The sequence below is a fragment of the Microbacterium sp. M28 genome (genome assembly GCF_025836995.1).
GTDB lineage: Bacteria > Actinomycetota > Actinomycetes > Actinomycetales > Microbacteriaceae > Microbacterium.
Genome location: NZ_CP107546.1, coordinates 117,408 through 133,904, shown reverse-complemented (window position 1 = coordinate 133,904; position 16,497 = coordinate 117,408). Strand labels below are relative to the sequence as shown.

Sequence of the window (16,497 nt, the reverse complement as noted above, 5' to 3'; positions counted from 1 at the left end):
CCAGAGTTGTGCAACGCCATCTCCGACGAGCAGTGCAGAGAGCATCTTCATGACCACGCCCCAGCAGACCCCGATCCGCGGTGCACGCACGCGCACGACACGAACGCCGACCAAGCCGCACGGTCAGTGGCTCGTCGACGGCACCGAACCCCTCAACGGCAACGAGGAGTTCAAGCTGGCGGACAACGGACTCAACGTCCGGGAGCGCATCGAGAACGAGTACGCCCAGGGCGGGTTCGCGTCGATCGACCCGACCGACCTGCACGGACGCTTCCGCTGGTGGGGGCTGTACACGCAGCGCAAGCCAGGCATCGACGGCGGCCGCACCGCGCAGCTCGAGCCGCACGAGCTCGAGGACGAGTACTTCATGCTGCGCGTCCGCATCGACGGCGGCCAGCTCACCACGCATCAGCTGCGCGTGATCGGTGAGATCTCGACCGAGTTCGCCCGTGACAGTGCCGACCTCACCGATCGTCAGAACATCCAGCTGCACTGGATCCGCGTCGAGGACGTCCCCGAGATCTGGCGCCGCCTGGAAGACGTCGGGCTGAGCACCACGGAGGCGTGCGGCGACGTGCCCCGCGTCATCCTCGGCTCGCCCGTCGCCGGCATCTCCGCGGACGAGATCATCGACCCGACCCCGCAGATCAACGAGATCGCCGAGCGCTTCATCGGCGACCCGACGCTCGCGAACCTCCCCCGCAAGTACAAGACCGCGATCACCGGGCACCCCAGCCAGGACGTCGTGCACGAGATCAACGACTGCGCGTTCGTCGCCGTCGAGCATCCGGAACTGGGCATCGGCTACGACCTCTGGGTCGGCGGCGCCCTCTCGGTCGTCCCGCGCCTCGGCGAACGCCTCGGCACCTTCGTCGCCCCGGAGCGGGTCGCCGAGGTCTGGCACGGCGTCACGCAGATCTTCCGCGACTACGGCTACCGTCGCCTGCGCAACAAGGCGCGCCTGAAGTTCCTGCTCGCGGACTGGGGCACCGAGAAGTTCCGCGAGGTGCTCGAGACCGAATACCTCGACAGCCCTCTGCCCGACGGTCCTGCTGCTCCGACGCCGACCAGCATCGGGGACCACGTCGGAGTGCACGCCCAGAAGGACGGCCGCTTCTACGTCGGCGCGGCCCCGCTCGTCGGCCGCGTCTCGGGCAGCACCCTCACGGCCCTCGCCGACCTGGCCGAGGTCCACGGCTCGCGGCGCGTGCGCACCACCCCGCACCAGAAGATGCTCGTCCTCGACATCCCCGAGGCCGAGGTCGAAGCCCTGGTCACCGGCCTCGATGCCCTCGGGCTGTCGGCCAGGCCGAGCCTGTTCCGCCGCGGCACCATCGCCTGCACGGGCATCGAGTACTGCAAGCTCGCGATCGTCGAGACGAAGGCGAACGCCGCGACGGCGATCGAACAGCTCGAGGAGCGCCTCGGCGCGCTCGAGCCCGAGATCGGCCGTCCGATCACGCTGCACGTGAACGGATGCCCGAACTCCTGCGCGCGCATCCAGACCGCCGACATCGGGCTGAAGGGCCAGCTCGTCTCGATCGACGGCGAACAGGTCCCCGGGTACCAGGTGCACCTCGGCGGCGGCCTCGCCGGCGTCGACCGCGCCGAGGCTGGCCTGGGCCGGACGGTCCGCGGTCTCAAGGTCGCGGCCGACGGGATCGCCGACTACGCCGAGCGCGTCATCCGCCGCTACCTCGCCGATCGCATCGAGGGCGAGACCTTCGCGCAGTGGGCGCACCGCGCCGATGAGGAGGCCCTGCAATGAGCGTCAGCCTCGCCCCCCGCATCCGCACCAAGCGCAACCGCGAAGAGCTCGCGGCCCTGGCCGAACAGGGCAACATCGAGCTCGGCAGCCTGACCGACCACGAGGCCTCGGCCGCCGAGGTCGTCGCCTGGGTCGCCCGCAACTTCGGAGCGGATGCCGCGGCCGTGGCCTGCTCGATGGCCGATGCCGCGCTGCCCCACCTCGTCGCGGAGCACCTCCCCGGCGTCGACGTCCTCTTCCTCGACACTGGCTACCACTTCGCCGAGACCTACGCGACGCGCGACGAGGTCGCCCGCGCCCTCGACGTGCGCATCGTCGACGTCACGCCGGATCAGACCGTCGCCGAGCAGGATGCCGAGTTCGGCGCCAAGCTGTTCGAACGCGACGCCGCGCTCTGCTGCGCCCGCCGCAAGGTCGCCCCGTTGCAGCAGGCGCTCGGCGGGTACGAACTCTGGTTCACCGGCGTGCGCCGCGACGAAGCCCCCACCCGGACGAACACGCCGCTGGTCACGTGGGACGAGCGCAACGGTCTGGTCAAGGTGAACCCCGTCGCGGCGTGGAGCTTCGACGACGTGCTGGCGTACGCCGCCGAGCACAAGGCACCGGTGAACCTGCTGGTGGACTTCGGCTACCCCTCCATCGGATGCGAGCCATGCACCAAGCAGGTCGCACCGGGTGAAGACCCCCGCTCCGGCCGCTGGGCCGGGCAGGCGAAGACAGAATGCGGGCTGCACGTATGACGATCGACACGACCGCCGCGCCGGCGACGAGACTGAGCGCGCTCGACCAGCTCGAGGCCGAGGCCATCCACATCATCCGGGAGGTCGTCGCGGAGTTCGAGCGCCCCGTGCTGCTGTTCTCCGGCGGCAAGGACTCCGTGCTCGTCCTGCACCTCGCCACCAAGGCGTTCGCCCCTGGGCGGGTGCCGTTCCCCGTGCTGCACGTCGACACCGGGCACAACTTCCCCGAGGTCATCGCGTTCCGCGACGAGACGGTCGCCCGCCTGGGCCTGACCCTCGAGGTCGCGAACGTCCAGGACTACATCGACGACGGCCGCCTCACCGAGCGTCCAGACGGCACGCGCAACACGCTGCAGACGCAGCCGCTGCTCGACGCGATCGCCGCGGGCAAGCACGATGCCGTCTTCGGCGGCGCGCGGCGCGACGAGGACAAGGCCCGCGCCAAGGAGCGCATCATCTCGCTGCGCGACGAGTTCGGCCAGTGGGATCCGCGCAACCAGCGCCCCGAGCTGTGGAGCCTGTACAACGGCCGTCACCTCCCCGGCCAGCACGTGCGCGCCTTCCCGATCTCGAACTGGACCGAGCTCGACGTCTGGCGCTACATCGAGCGCGAGAACATCGCCCTTCCTCCCCTGTACTACGCGACCGAGCGCGACGTGTTCCGCCGCGACGGCATGTGGTGGGCGCTCGGCGAGTTCGCCCAGCCGCTGAAGGGCGAGGAGATCGAACGCCGCATCGTGCGCTACCGGACGGTCGGCGACATGAGCTGCACCGGCGCCGTGGAATCGGATGCCGTCGACACGGCATCCGTCGTCGCCGAGGTCGCGCGGTCGACGCTCACCGAGCGCGGTGCCACCCGTGCGGACGATCGCATCAGCGAGGCCGCCATGGAGGACCGCAAGAAGGACGGGTACTTCTGATGACGACTCTCACTCGGGAGCACACGCTGTTCCGGTTCGCGACGGCCGGATCGGTGGACGACGGCAAGTCGACCCTGGTCGGCCGTCTGCTGCACGACGCGAAGGCGATCCTCGCCGACCAGCTCGAGCAGGTCGCATCCACATCCCGTGCACGCGGCTTCGCGCACGGCGAGTTCGACTTCGCGCTGCTCACCGACGGCCTCCGAGCCGAGCGGGAGCAGGGCATCACGATCGACGTCGCCTACCGCTACTTCGCCACCGATCAGCGCAGTTTCGTCCTCGCGGACTGCCCCGGTCACGTCCAGTACACGCGCAACATGGTCACCGGTTCCGCCACCGCCGACGCCGTGATCGTCCTCGTCGACGCGCGCAAGGGCGTGGTCGAGCAGACCCGCCGCCACCTCGCCGTGGTCTCGCTGCTGCGCGTGGCGCACGTGATCGTCGCGGTGAACAAGATCGACCTGACCGGCTACGACGAGGACCGCTTCATCGAGATCGAACTCGAGGCCGAGCGCGTGGCCGAACAGCTGGGTCTGTCCGGCATCCACGTGCTGCCCGTTTCGGCGCTCGAAGGCGACAACGTCGTCGATCGGTCGGCGCAGACGCCCTGGTACACCGGTCCGACGCTGATCGAGCTGCTGGAGACCCTGCCGACGCAGGACGAGACCGAGTCGGCGGATGCCGCGTTCCGCCTTCCCGTGCAGATCGTGCTCCGGCCGCAGGGCGGCCTCGACCCGCGCATCGACCCAGCGGATGCCGAGCGGTTCCGCGACTTCCGCGGCTTCGCCGGGCGCGTGTCATCCGGCACCGTCCGCATCGGCGACAGGGTCGAGGTCCTCCCCGGCGGCCACGAGACCGAGATCACCGGCATCCACGTCGCCGGCAGCGAGGCCGAGGTCGCGACGGCGTCACAGTCCATCTCGGTCACCCTCGCCGACGAGGTGGACGCCGCACGCGGCGCCGTCATCGTCGCCGCCGGAACCGCGCCGGCACTGCGCCGCGAGGCTGTCGTCGAGCTCTTCCAGCTCGACCAGCGCGCCACGACGCCGGGAACGAAGGTGCTCGTCAAGCACGGCACTGCGACAGTGCAGGCGCTGGTCACCGAGATCGTCGACCGGCGCGACCTCGAAACACTCGCGCACGACAACGCCGACCGGCTCGCCGTCAACGAGATCGGGCGCGTCCGCCTGCGCTTCGCCGCCGACCTGCCGCTCGAGCCGTACGCCGTGAACCGCGCCGCCGGCTCGCTGCTGCTCATCCACCCCGTCGACGGGGCGACGCTCGCCGCCGTCACCGTCGTCGCCTGAACCCGCACCACCCATCACCGTCTAAGGAGGCGAAACCGTGAAGATCACCCGCAAGACCACCGCTCTCACCGCACTTGGAGTCGGCGCGATGATGCTGGCCGGCTGCGCCTCCGCCGCTCCGGGTGCGGAGGGCGCCTCCGAGCCCGTCGAAGAGGTACGCCTGGGCTACTTCGCCAACGTCACCCACGCGCCGGCACTGGTCGGAGTCGAGGAGGACCTGTTCACCGACGCCCTGGGCGAGGACATCGAACTCAAGACCGAGATCTTCAACGCCGGCCCTGCCGCGATCGAAGCGCTCTCCGCCGGCGCGATCGATGCCACGTACATCGGACCCAATCCGTCGATCAACACGTTCATCCAGTCGGGTGGGCAGTCCGCGCGGATCATCGCCGGCGCGACCTCGGGCGGTGCGGCCCTCGTCGTCCGCGACGGCATCGACGAGCCGGCCGACCTCGAGGGCGCGAACATCGCGAGCCCGCAGCTGGGCAACACGCAGGACGTCGCGTTGCGCACCTGGCTGGCGGACGAGGGCTTCGAGACCTCGACCTCGGGTGGGGGCGACGTCACGATCACCCCGACCGAGAACGCCCAGACCCTGACCCTGTTCCAGCAGGGCGAGGTCGATGGCGCCTGGCTCCCCGAGCCGTGGGTCTCCCGCCTGGTCCTGGATGCCGGTGCGCACGTGCTGGTCGACGAAGCCGACCTCTGGGAGGGCGGTGCCTTCCCGACGACGGTGCTCCTGGTGCGCGCCGAGTTCGCGGAGGAGCACCCGGACGTCGTCGAGAAGCTGCTCGAAGGCCACGTCGCCTCTGTCGCGTGGCTCGGCGAGAACGCTGCCGAGGCGCCCATCGTCATCAACGAGGCGCTGACCGAGGCCACGGGCAAGGGTCTCTCCGACGAGGTGCTGGCACGGGCGCTCGAGAACGTGACGTTCACCGTCGACCCGCACGCCGAGACGTTCGAGACGCTCGTCGAGGACGGCCTCGCCGCTGGCACCCAGAAGGAGGGCTCGATCGAGGGCCTGTTCGACCTGACCGCGCTGAACGCGCTGCTCGAGGAGGACGGCCAGGAGCCGGTCTCCGCGGGCGGCCTCGGGGACGAGTGATGACGGCGCCGGCGGGGAAGGCCATCGCGGACGACACCGCGCGTGCGTACGCGGGCGTCTCCCCGCTGGCGCCGAGCTTCGACGGAGTCACACCGGCGGCCCCGGCATCCGCACCGATCGAGCCGATCGTCCGGATCGACCATGTCACGAAGCGCTTCGGGTCAGGGCCCGTCGTCCTCGACGACGTGTCGCTCGACATCGCCCCCGGCGAGTTCGTGTGCCTGCTGGGTGCATCGGGATGCGGCAAGTCCACGCTGCTGAACCTCATCGCCGGTCTCGAACCGGTGACCTCCGGCTCGCTCTCGGTACCCAGCACCGGCGCGGCCGTCATGTTCCAGGAGTCCGCGCTCATGCCGTGGCTGACCGCCCGGCGCAACGTCGAACTGGCGCTCCGGCTGCGCGGTGTCCCTCGGGCGGAACGCCGCGAGGAGGCGCTCCGCCTGCTCGGCACGGTGAACCTCGCGGATGCCGGAGACAAGCGTCCGCACGAGCTGTCCGGCGGGATGCGCCAGCGCGTCGCCCTCGCCCGCGCGCTCGCGCAGGACCGCTCCGTGCTGCTGATGGATGAGCCGTTCGCGGCGCTCGACGCCATCACCCGTGATCTGCTCCACGAGGAGCTCGAGCGGGTCTGGCGGGCGACCGGACGGACCATCGTGTTCGTCACCCACAACGTCCGCGAGGCGGCCAGACTCGGTCAGCGCGTCATCCTGCTCTCCAGCCGACCTGGGCGGATCGCCAGGGAGTGGAAGCTCGGCGGGACGGCAGGGCGGCGCATCGAATCTCCGGAGGTCTCCGCCCTCGCCGCTGAGATCACCACCGAGCTCCGAGAGGAGATCCGACGCAATGCCGCTTGAAACCGTCAAGACCAATGCGCTCGACTCGTTCGACGAGCTGAACACCCTCTCGACCGGCCTCGACCGTCTGCAGAGCGAAGAGGACCAGCGCTCGTCCGCCTGGCGCACGATCGTCAGCAAGGTCCTCCCGCCGATCATCCTGCTCGTCGTGCTCCTGGCCGCGTGGCAGCTGTACGTCGTGATCGCGGAGCCCCGGCCGGACATCTCGCCCGGGCCGCTGCAGGTCGCCGGGGCTCTCGGTGACGCGTGGGAGTCCGGGCGGCTGCAGGAAGCGGTGGGGACGAGCCTCGAGCGCGGCGTCGTCGGCTTCCTCATCGCGATCGTGGTCGGGACGCCCATCGGGCTACTGATGGCGGAATGGAAGGCGCTGCGGCGTGCTGCCGGTCCGCTGATCTCCGGTCTGCAGGTGCTGCCGTCGGTCGCGTGGGTGCCGGCCGCCGTCATCTGGTTCGGGCTGAGCGACGCGACCGTCTACTTCGTGATCCTCATGGGCGCGATCCCCTCGATCATCAACGGCCTGCTCTCCGGCATCGACCAGGTGCCTCCGCAGCTGCGGCGCGCCGGCATCGTGCTCGGCGCCAGCCGCTGGCAGCTGGCCACCGCTGTCGTCCTCCCCGCCGCGCTGCCGGGCTACGTCGCCGGGCTCAAGCAGGGCTGGGCGTTCTCGTGGCGTTCACTGATGGCCGCCGAGATCATCGCCGTCGGCGGCTCCATCGGGTTCGGACTCGGGTCGATGCTGCAGCAGTCCCGGGAACTCGCGGACCTCGCCGGCGTGCTCGGCACCATCCTGGTGATCCTCGCGATCGGCATCCTCATCGAGCTGGTCCTGTTCGGACCGCTCGAGCGGCGCCTGCTGCGCAGCCGCGGACTCGCGCAGGGAGGCGCCAGATGACCGGTCACGTGACGCTCGTCGGCGCGGGTCCCGGCGACGCCGGGCTCCTGACGCTCCGGGGCCTGCGCGCCCTTCAGGAGGCGGACGTCATCGTCGCCGATCGGCTCGGCGCCCGCTCGGTGCTCGACCAGCTCGCCGACGAGGGCGTCGTCCTCGCCGCCGAGGTCGTCGATGTCGGCAAGCTCCCCGGTCACCACAAGGTGCCCCAGGACGGCATCAACGCGCTGCTCGTGCAGCTCGCCTCCGACGGGCGCCGCGTCGTCCGCCTCAAGGGCGGAGACCCGTTCGTCTTCGGCCGCGGCCGCGAGGAGCAGCTGTTCTGCGAAGCGGCCGGCGTTTCCGTCGAGGTCGTCCCCGGTATCACCAGTGCCGTCTCGGTCCCGGCCGTCGCCGGCATCCCGCTGACCCACCGCGGCATCTCGACCTCCTTCACCGTCGTCAGCGCGCACGACCAGATCCAACGGCTCCCCGGCGGCGCCGACCACACGGTCGTCCTGCTGATGGGCGTGAACACGCTCGGGCACTCCGCCCACGTGCTCGCCGACGGTGCACGCGGGGCCGACTGCCCTGTTGCGATCATCGAGGACGGCTACGGCGAGAACGAACGCGTCACGATCGGCACGCTCGGCACGATCGCGCACCTCGCCGCGACCAGGCAGGTGCGCTCGCCCGCCGTGGTCGTCGTCGGCGACGTCGTCCGCCTGAGCCCGCACGCGGCATCCCTGCCGGCATCCGAACCCGTCCAGCGTCCACGCTGGTACGAGGCGATGGATGCCGGACTCGCAGTCGACACCGGCCTCAGCCGGGCGATCGACCGCACCCTCGACTACGTGATCTGACCCCGTCCGCACGCTCCGCGGAGCGGCACCCGAAAGGCCATGCCCATGTCCTCCTCTCCCCTCGCCCTGCGCGTCGCGATCGTCGGCGCCGGCCCCGCCGGAATCTACGCCGGCAATCTCCTGGCGAACGCCGTCGCCGAGCGCGGCGGCCGTCTCGAGATCGACCTGTTCGAGTCGCTCCCCGCGCCGTACGGGCTGATCCGCTACGGGGTCGCGCCGGACCACCCCCGGATCAAGGGCATCGTGAACTCGCTGCACGAGATGCTCGACGCGCTCCCCACGGCATCCGACGACGAACCGGCGACGCGACGCACGATCCGTTTCATCGGCAACGTCGAGGTGGGGCGCGACATCGCCCTCGACGAGCTGCGCGAGCGCTATCACGCCGTGATCCTCGCGACGGGCGCGATCCGCGACGCCGCTCTCGAGATCCCCGGCGTCGAACTGCCTGGCTCGTACGGCGCGGCCGACTTCGTCGCGTGGTTCGACGGCCACCCCGACGTCGCCCGCACCTGGCCGCTCGAGGCCCGCGAGGTCGCCGTGATCGGCAACGGCAACGTCGCCCTCGACGTCGCCCGAGTGCTCGCGAAGCACGCCGTCGATCTGCGCTCGACCGAGGTCCCGGACAACGTGCTCGCGGGCCTCGAATCCTCCGCCGTCACCGACGTGCACGTCTTCGGCCGCCGCGGCCCCGCCGACATCAAGTTCACCCCGATCGAGCTCCGCGAACTCGGCGAGGTGCGCGATGTCGACATCGTCCTGCACGACGAGGACTTCGACGGGGTCGACCCGACCGCGGCATCCAACAACCAGCTGAAGGTCATGCTGCGCACCCTCAACGGGTGGCGCGACCGTCCGGTCGGCGGCGCATCGCGCCGCCTGCACCTACACTTCTGGCATGCGCCGGTGTCGATCGAGGGCGACGGCCGGGTCGAGAGCATCCGCTTCGCCCGTACCACGACGGATGCCGACGGTGCGCTCGTCGTCACCGACGAGATCCGCGAGTACCCGGTCCAGGCGGTCTACCGCGCCGTCGGCTACTACGGCACGCAGGTGAACGGCGCGCCCTTCGACAGCGCACGCGGTGTCGTCCCGAACGCGGCCGGACGGGTCGACGACGAGCCGGGCCTGTACGCCACCGGCTGGATCAAGCGCGGCCCCGTCGGTCTCATCGGCCACACCAAGTCGGACGCCCTCGAGACGATCACGAACCTGGTGGCGGATGCCGAGGCCGGACTGCTCTCGGCGGCCGACACCTCCGATGACGTGCTCGACGTGCTCGACGAGCGGGCGACCGAGTACACGACGTGGGACGGCTGGCTCGCGCTGGACGCCCACGAAAGGCACCTCGGCGAGACGCACGAGCACACCCGCGAGCGCGTCAAGGTCGTCCCCCGCGACGAGCAGGTGGCGGTGTCGCGCGACGGGGCACTGGTCCGATGACGTATGTGATCGCTCTGCCCTGTGTCGATGTGAAGGATCGCGCCTGCATCGACGAATGTCCCGTGGACTGCATCTACGAGGGCGAACGGTCGCTGTACATCCACCCGGACGAGTGCGTCGACTGCGGTGCCTGCGAACCCGTGTGTCCCGTGGAGGCGATCTACTACGAGGACGACCTCCCCGAAGAGTGGGCCGACTACTACAAGGCCAACGTCGAGTTCTTCACCGAGATCGGGTCTCCCGGAGGTGCGGCCAAGGTCGGCGTCTACGACTTCGACCACCCGGTCGTCGCGGCGCTTGCTCCCCAGGGCGACGGGCATGACTGACTACGACGTCCTCGTGATCGGCGGCGGGCCTGCGGGGCTTTCCGCCGCCCTGAATCTCGGCCGATCGCTCATGCGCGTGCTCGTGATCGACGCCGACCGGCCGCGCAACGCGGCGACGTTGAACTCGCACGGCTTCCTCACGCGCGACGGGATCCCGCCGCACGAGCTGCGCCGCCTCGCACGGGAGGAGCTCACCGCCTACCCGAACGTCGAGGTGCGGTCGCGGGTCATGGTGGCGGGGCTGGCTCGCCACGGCGACGCCTTCGTCGCGGGCATCGGCCGGCGCGAGGCGACGTCGACCGTGACGGCCCGGACCGTGCTGCTCGCGACCGGACTGCGCGAGACGCTGCCCGACGTGCCCAACCTGCGCGGCTTCTACGGCATGAGCCTGTTCAGCTGCGCCGCCTGCGACGCCTGGGATCTGCGGGATCGTCCGCTGGCACTGATCGGCGAGTCGGACGACCTCGCCGATCGCGCCCGGCTGATCGCCCGGTGGAGTCCGCAGCTCACCGTTTTCACGAACGGCGCCGACGTCGTGTCGACAGCCGAGGAGGCCGAGCTCGCGGCCTCCGGGATCACCGTCGCGCGGCATCCGATCGTGGAACTCGTCGGAGAGCGCGGGCGGCTGGAGGCCATCGTGCTCGCGGACGGCTCACGCGTCCAGGTCGACGGCGGATTCGTCCGCCCGGAGTGGGACTCCAACCTCGCCTTCCTCGACGGGATCTCGCCCGCCGTCGACGGGGCGGGGCACCTGGTGACGGACCGATCCGGCCGCACGGATGTCCCCGGTCTGTATGCCGCCGGGGACGCCGCAGCCCCCGGTCCTCAGCAGCTCATCGTCGCCGCCGGCGCGGGTGCTCGGGTCGCCGCCGTGATCGTGCACGACGCGATCGGCGTCGCGACCGCGCACTGAACCCTCGCTCGCGCGGACGCTCCGCATGCGTCGCCGAAATTTGTTGACGGCTCCGACAAAAGGGACTAGACAGGTGCTGTCCGTCTCAATGTCGAGAGCGGTCGGCCCGCCCGGCCGCGAGAAATGGAGTGTTCTGCATGGATCGCATGACTTCGCCTTCAGGGTTCACGCGTCGCGGATTCCTGATGTTCTCGGGTGCGGCCGTGGCCGCGATGACGCTCGCGAGCTGCGCCCCCAACGGGTCGGGAGGAGGCGGCGGAGGCGGCGGAGGGGGGTCGCTCAAGTTCTGGAACATGCCCTGGGGCCAGGCGGAGTTCGGGCCGCGGGATGCCGAGATCGCCGAAGCCTACGACGGCGCGCTCAAGGTCGAGCACCAGGAGATCCAGTGGGCGAACTTCACCCAGACGTTCTCCTCCGCCGTGGCGAGCAACACCGGTCCGGCAGTCAGCTCCGGCGGCGGGACTCAGGCGTTCCTCTTCGAATCGCAGGGGAAGATCGCATACGCCGACGACCTGCTGGAATCCTGGAAGGAGAACGGCCTCTACGATGACTTCCTCCCCGGGCTCGTCGATGCGATGAAGGTCAAGGGCGGCTATGCGGCGGTCCCGTACAACCTCGACATGCGCGTCATGTGGTACAACACCGTGCTGCTCGAGCAGGCCGGCGTCGAGCCACCCACCGACTGGCAGAGCTACCTGGCCGCGAGTGAGGCGCTGAAGAAGATCGGCGTGTACTCGTTCGGCGTCGGCGCCGGCTCCGGCTCCTTCACCGGCAGCCACATCCTCACGAGCTTCATGATCAACAACGGCGGCGGCCTCTTCAACGCCGACCAGGAACCCGACTGCGTCACCGACCGCAACATCGAGGCGATGGACTTCGTGCTCGAGATGGTCGCGAAGGGGTACGTCGACCCCGGCAGCGTCACGTACACCAGCGACAACGTGCAGACCCAGTGGCGCGAGCGCAAGTTCGGGATGGGCTGGGACGGCGGCGGCCTCGCCGCCAACGTCGCAGGCGACGTCGGACCGGAGCTCGCGGTCAACAGCCCGCTCACGGGACCCCACGGAGACCAGGGCGCGCTGTACTTCCCGAACAACATCATGATGTACACGAACACCCCCGACCAGGCCGAGTCGGAGGCGTTCCTGACGTACTACTACGAGAACATGGCGCCGCTGTGGACGGAGAACACCGGCATCGGGCTGCCGCCGCTGAAGTCGATCACCGAGACTCCCGAGTTCCAGGCGAACACCAACGCGGTGAAGATCATCGAGGAGTGGCAGCCGATCTCGCACACCTGGGGCGCACCCGGCGGTGATGCGCTGTTCCTGGGCGTGACGGCGGTCGACGGCACGCCGGCCATGAACACGTTCACGCAGACGATCCTCGGTGGTCAGGGCACCGGAAAGGCTGCACTGGAGACGCTGCAGAAGACGCTCGAGGCGAACGCGTAGGTCTGCTCCATGATGACCTCCGCCTCCCTCTCCGAGTCGCTGAGCAAGGCACGAAGGGGCGTCGGCGTCGGCGGGTCGGGGCGAGAGCCCCGCACTCGCCGGCGCGCGGTCCTGCCTGGCCGCACCCTCACGCTGACACTCCTCGTCCTGCCCTCCATCATCCTCGTCCTGCTGCTCAACGCGTATCCGGTCATCTACGCGGGCCTGCAGTCGGTGCGCGACGGCGACCTGATCCTGCCCGGTGATTTCATCGGCCTGCAGAACTATCAGACCGTCCTGTCCGACCCTGTGTTCTGGGCATCCGCCCGGTTCACGCTCATCTTCACCCTCGTCGGCGTCTTCGGCAGCTGGGTCGCCGGCCTCGGCATCGCCCTGCTCCTCCGAGGACGCGTCCCCGGACGAGGCCTGTTCAAAGTCCTCCTCCTGCTGCCGTGGGTGGTGCCGACCGTCGTGTCCGCGACGTCCTGGAACTGGCTCGTGGCGACGCCGCAGAGCCCGCTTCCCGTGCTCGCCGAAGCGCTGGGTTTCGGGCAGGTGCTGTTCCTCGCGAATCCGCTCCTCGCCCAGATCATGGTCTGCGTGTTCAAGGTCTGGATCAGCTTCCCGTTCATGATGATGATGATGAGCGCCGCACTCGCGGCCGTGGACACCACGGTCTACGAGGCGGCCCGCGTGGACGGCGCGACAGCGTGGCAGGCGTTCCGCCACATCACCCTGCCGCTCACCGCGAAGTCGACGTACATCAGCTGGATCCTCATGACGATCTTCTGCGTGAACGACTTCCCCACGATCTTCCTGCTGACCGGCGGCGGGCCGGTCAACGCCACCCAATCGCTCGTCGTGCAGGCGTATCGCACCGTGTTCCTGGAGTTCCGCACCGGACCGGGTGTCGCGATCGCGTTCCTCATGACGATCGTGCTCGTGATCATCTCCGTCGTCCTCTACCGACGCGTGCAGAAGGCGGACATCGAATGACCCTCACTCAGACCCTCGTCACCGCGGGATCCAAGAAGGGCAGGAGCGGCACCGACGAGCAGCTGCGCGGCCGGTGGTGGAAGTTCACCCTCCTGCTGTTCATCACGGTCATCGTGATCATCCCGGTGGGCGCCGTGCTGTACCTGTCGTTCCAGCCGGCGCTGGGCAGCGCCGAGACCGGATTCACCTTCGAGAACTACGCGAAGATCTTCACGCAGACGAACGTGCTCATCTGGTTGCAGAACAGCCTGGTCGTCACGCTCGCCACGGTCGTGGTTTCCGTCGCCGTCGCGGCGCCGGCAGGATATGTGCTCTCGCGCGGCCGCAGCAAGCTCGTCTCGGGCTACTCGCTGCTGCTGTTCATCATCCAGTCGCTGCCGGTCGTCACGGCCGTCATCCCGCTGTTCATCCTGTTCGCGCGGCTGAACCTGGTCGACAACCTGGTCGGCCTCACGATCATCTACGTCGGCTCGACCATGTCGGTCGCGATCTGGATGATGGCCGCGTACTACGACTCCATCCCGATCAGCCTCGAGGAGGCGGCCTGGATGGACGGGGCGAGCCTGTTCGGCGGTTTCGTCCGGATCGTCCTGCGCAATTCCCTCCCCGGGGTGCTGTCGACCGCGATCTTCTCGTTCCTGCTCGCCTGGAACGACTACCTCGTCGTCCTGGTCTTCATCCGGTCCGAGACGAGCTTCACGCTCTCGGTCGGCCTGCAGACCTTCTTCCAGCAGAACGCGACGAACTGGGGATTGGTCATGGCGGTCGCGGTGATCGCGATGCTGCCACCGGTCATCATCTTCGCCGTGCTGAACAAGTACTTCAGCGTCGGAGGCATCGGTGGTTCCCTTGCCGGGCGGTGACGTCGCGTCTCATCCGGCGCTGCGCGCGGCCGTGGCCAGGATCATCCCGGCCGACGATTGGCGCGACGGCTGGGAGGGCGGGGTGGGCGCGTATCTCGCCGACCCCGTCGCGAGGCGCGATCTCGCCGGCATCCTGCCGCAGCTGGCGGCGCTCGGCGCGTGGCTCGACCGCGAGTCCGGCGCCGGCGGCTTCGCGGAGCTGGCTCCTGGGCATCAGGATGTCCTGCTGCAACGGGCCGAAGCCGACCCTGAGACGGCGCCGGATTTCGCGGCGCTGCGGCGGGTCTGCTGGGAGGGCTACTACGCCCTCCGACCCGGCCACGAACCGGACGGGCTGGCGATGGTGGGCTACCGCGCTCTGCCGGACGGCGTGGTTCCGATCGAACCCGACTCCCTGCCCGACATCGGCTCGCACGGTGTCGCGTCCGCGTACGACGCGATCGTCATCGGCGGCGGACCAGGCGGCGGAGCGGCGGCGCGCGTCCTCGCGGCGGCCGGGAGGACGGTCCTGCTCGTCGAGCGCGCGCCGGCGCGGACGAACGCGCAGCTGCGCGGCGATCATCTGCACGGCAAGCGCAACGCGGTGTACTGGCCGACTCTCGGGCCGGGTCCGGGGCATCCGCGGGAGCTGTTCGGCGCGGAGGGCGCCGGGATGCTGGTCGACGGTATCGGCGACGCGGGTCCGTACGGTCTCAACGCGGACGTCCTCGGCGGCGGCACCCGTGTGTGGCAGGGCATGTCGTGGCGCTTCCTGCCCGAGGACTTCCGCATGGAGACCGTGTACGGAAATCCGGACGCGGATGCCTCGCTCGCCGACTGGCCGTTCGAGTACGACGAGCTCGAGCCGTACTACACGCGTGCCGAGTGGGAGCTCGGCGTCGCCGGCGAGGAGGGACCGCTCACGGCCCGAACTCCCCGCACGCGCGGCTACCCGATGCCCGCGATGGGGACGGAGCCGGCCCGCGAGCTGCTCGCCTCCGCCGCGGACCGGCTCGGGTGGGGGTGGGGACCGATCCCCCTGGCGATCAACAGCGTTCCGCACGACGGTCGGGCCGCGTGCGCGCGATGCCCGCAGTGCGTCGGCCACGCGTGTCCGGTCGATGCGAAGAACGGCGCGCACAACACGCTCATCGCGCGGGCTGTGGCCGACGGCTGCAGCGTGCTGCAGGATGCCGAGGCGATCGAGATCCGCGACGGGGCGTCGCACGCCGAGGTGACCCTCATGGTGGACGCTTCGACCGACCGCGCCCGCGAGGTCGTCGTGCGGGCGGACGTCGTCGTGGTCTCGGCCGGTGCGGTCGAGTCGGCCCGCCTGCTGCTGGCGAGCGGTCTCGGCAACGAGCACGTCGGCCGCAATCTGCACGACCATCGATTCGTGACCGTGCTGGGCGACGTGGCCGAACCCGTGAAGCCGTTCGTCGGACCAGGCCACTCGGTCGCGACGCTCGACCACGTGCATGCCGACACCGTGCCGTACGGCGGCGGAGTGCTCGTCGACCTCATGGGGATGCTTCCGCTGACCTCCGCCGGTTCCCCGCCCGAGGGCGTCGCGTCCTGGGGCGCCGGGCACAAGGAGTGGATGCGCGAGGGGCGCGCCCACATCTTCGGCGTGTTCGGGATGGGCCAGGAGGTGCCGCACCGCGGATCGGGCGTGGGCCTCAGCGACCGTGCGCGCGACCGATGGGGGCGCCCCGGGGCGACGATGACCAAGCTCGTCCACGACGCGTCACGGGAGATCGACGAAGGTCTCGGAGTACAGGGGATCCGGTGGCTCGAAGCCGCGGACGCGACCGGCGTGCACGTCGTCCGCCGGGGCGGTGCGACCGCCTCGGCCGCGGGCGAGCACTCCTGCGGCACGGTGCGGATGGGCGCGTCGGCAGCCGCCGCGGCGACCGATCCGGAGGGGCGGCTGTACGGGACGCGTCGGATCGTCGTGTGCGACTCGTCCCTGCATCCGACGAACGGATCGGTGAACCCCACCCTGACCATCGTCGCCAATGCGCTGCGCGTCGCCGAACGCCTGCAGGCGCGCTGGGTCTGACCGGATCGGATCGACGCGGCACGGAATGCCGACGCGTCCACGCGTGTTCCCCTCGAT

At 70.0% G+C, this 16,497-nt stretch carries 15 protein-coding genes; all 15 read left to right on the top strand.

The window, feature by feature from the left end; all coding sequences use genetic code 11:
• Positions 1-49: 49 nt before the first annotated feature.
• Positions 50-1,768: a nitrite/sulfite reductase gene (locus OED01_RS00705; protein ID WP_264156470.1), complete on the top strand. Its 1,719-nt coding sequence runs from the start codon at positions 50-52 to the stop codon at positions 1,766-1,768.
• On the top strand, positions 1,765-2,508 hold the full coding sequence (locus OED01_RS00700) for a phosphoadenylyl-sulfate reductase (RefSeq protein ID WP_264156469.1): 744 nt from the start codon (positions 1,765-1,767) through the stop codon (positions 2,506-2,508). Before OED01_RS00705 ends, OED01_RS00700 begins: the two co-directional genes overlap by 4 nt.
• Entirely contained in the window at positions 2,505-3,428 is a 924-nt protein-coding gene (gene cysD, locus OED01_RS00695) for a sulfate adenylyltransferase subunit CysD (RefSeq protein ID WP_264156468.1), read from the top strand. The genes OED01_RS00700 and cysD overlap by 4 nt, the downstream gene beginning before the upstream one ends.
• Positions 3,428-4,735: a sulfate adenylyltransferase subunit 1 gene (locus tag OED01_RS00690; protein ID WP_264156467.1), complete on the top strand. Its 1,308-nt coding sequence runs from the start codon at positions 3,428-3,430 to the stop codon at positions 4,733-4,735. The genes cysD and OED01_RS00690 overlap by 1 nt, the downstream gene beginning before the upstream one ends.
• A 37-nt stretch (positions 4,736-4,772) precedes the next feature.
• Positions 4,773-5,840: an ABC transporter substrate-binding protein gene (locus OED01_RS00685; RefSeq protein ID WP_413231597.1), complete on the top strand. Its 1,068-nt coding sequence runs from the start codon at positions 4,773-4,775 to the stop codon at positions 5,838-5,840.
• Positions 5,840-6,694, top strand: coding sequence for an ABC transporter ATP-binding protein (locus OED01_RS00680; protein ID WP_264156466.1), 855 nt, complete (start codon positions 5,840-5,842; stop codon positions 6,692-6,694). Before OED01_RS00685 ends, OED01_RS00680 begins: the two co-directional genes overlap by 1 nt.
• Complete coding sequence (locus OED01_RS00675) at positions 6,684-7,586, top strand: ABC transporter permease (RefSeq protein WP_264156465.1); 903 nt, start codon at positions 6,684-6,686, stop codon at positions 7,584-7,586. Before OED01_RS00680 ends, OED01_RS00675 begins: the two co-directional genes overlap by 11 nt.
• On the top strand, positions 7,583-8,425 hold the full coding sequence (gene cobA / locus OED01_RS00670) for a uroporphyrinogen-III C-methyltransferase (protein ID WP_264156464.1): 843 nt from the start codon (positions 7,583-7,585) through the stop codon (positions 8,423-8,425). Before OED01_RS00675 ends, cobA begins: the two co-directional genes overlap by 4 nt.
• Before the next feature lie 39 nt (positions 8,426-8,464).
• Complete coding sequence (locus tag OED01_RS00665; RefSeq protein ID WP_264156463.1) at positions 8,465-9,868, top strand: FAD-dependent oxidoreductase; 1,404 nt, start codon at positions 8,465-8,467, stop codon at positions 9,866-9,868.
• Positions 9,865-10,194 (top strand): ferredoxin, encoded by a 330-nt coding sequence (fdxA, locus tag OED01_RS00660; protein WP_264156462.1) that lies wholly within the window; start codon positions 9,865-9,867, stop codon positions 10,192-10,194. Before OED01_RS00665 ends, fdxA begins: the two co-directional genes overlap by 4 nt.
• Positions 10,187-11,107, top strand: a complete 921-nt coding sequence (locus tag OED01_RS00655) for an NAD(P)/FAD-dependent oxidoreductase (protein WP_264156461.1) — start codon at positions 10,187-10,189, stop codon at positions 11,105-11,107. The genes fdxA and OED01_RS00655 overlap by 8 nt, the downstream gene beginning before the upstream one ends.
• A 146-nt stretch (positions 11,108-11,253) precedes the next feature.
• Complete coding sequence (locus OED01_RS00650; RefSeq protein ID WP_264156460.1) at positions 11,254-12,561, top strand: ABC transporter substrate-binding protein; 1,308 nt, start codon at positions 11,254-11,256, stop codon at positions 12,559-12,561.
• A 9-nt stretch (positions 12,562-12,570) separates the two neighbouring features.
• Entirely contained in the window at positions 12,571-13,536 is a 966-nt protein-coding gene (locus tag OED01_RS00645) for a carbohydrate ABC transporter permease (RefSeq protein WP_264156459.1), read from the top strand.
• A complete protein-coding gene (locus OED01_RS00640) occupies positions 13,533-14,399 on the top strand; it encodes a carbohydrate ABC transporter permease (protein ID WP_264156458.1) in 867 nt (288 codons plus the stop codon). Before OED01_RS00645 ends, OED01_RS00640 begins: the two co-directional genes overlap by 4 nt.
• A complete protein-coding gene (locus OED01_RS00635) occupies positions 14,377-16,440 on the top strand; it encodes a GMC family oxidoreductase N-terminal domain-containing protein (protein WP_264156457.1) in 2,064 nt (687 codons plus the stop codon). The genes OED01_RS00640 and OED01_RS00635 overlap by 23 nt, the downstream gene beginning before the upstream one ends.
• The last annotated feature ends 57 nt before the right edge of the window (positions 16,441-16,497 follow it).

Coding starts and splice junctions, on each gene's coding strand:
- OED01_RS00700 (WP_264156469.1), top strand. CDS start 1,765: ATGAGCGTCAGCCTCGCCCCCCGCATCCGCACCAAGCGCAACCGCGAA.
- OED01_RS00690 (WP_264156467.1), top strand. CDS start 3,428: ATGACGACTCTCACTCGGGAGCACACGCTGTTCCGGTTCGCGACGGCC.
- OED01_RS00675 (WP_264156465.1), top strand. CDS start 6,684: ATGCCGCTTGAAACCGTCAAGACCAATGCGCTCGACTCGTTCGACGAG.
- OED01_RS00655 (WP_264156461.1), top strand. CDS start 10,187: ATGACTGACTACGACGTCCTCGTGATCGGCGGCGGGCCTGCGGGGCTT.
- OED01_RS00650 (WP_264156460.1), top strand. CDS start 11,254: ATGACTTCGCCTTCAGGGTTCACGCGTCGCGGATTCCTGATGTTCTCG.
- OED01_RS00705 (WP_264156470.1), top strand. CDS start 50: ATGACCACGCCCCAGCAGACCCCGATCCGCGGTGCACGCACGCGCACG.
- OED01_RS00645 (WP_264156459.1), top strand. CDS start 12,571: ATGATGACCTCCGCCTCCCTCTCCGAGTCGCTGAGCAAGGCACGAAGG.
- OED01_RS00665 (WP_264156463.1), top strand. CDS start 8,465: ATGCCCATGTCCTCCTCTCCCCTCGCCCTGCGCGTCGCGATCGTCGGC.
- fdxA (WP_264156462.1), top strand. CDS start 9,865: ATGACGTATGTGATCGCTCTGCCCTGTGTCGATGTGAAGGATCGCGCC.
- OED01_RS00640 (WP_264156458.1), top strand. CDS start 13,533: ATGACCCTCACTCAGACCCTCGTCACCGCGGGATCCAAGAAGGGCAGG.
- cysD (WP_264156468.1), top strand. CDS start 2,505: ATGACGATCGACACGACCGCCGCGCCGGCGACGAGACTGAGCGCGCTC.
- OED01_RS00680 (WP_264156466.1), top strand. CDS start 5,840: ATGACGGCGCCGGCGGGGAAGGCCATCGCGGACGACACCGCGCGTGCG.
- cobA (WP_264156464.1), top strand. CDS start 7,583: ATGACCGGTCACGTGACGCTCGTCGGCGCGGGTCCCGGCGACGCCGGG.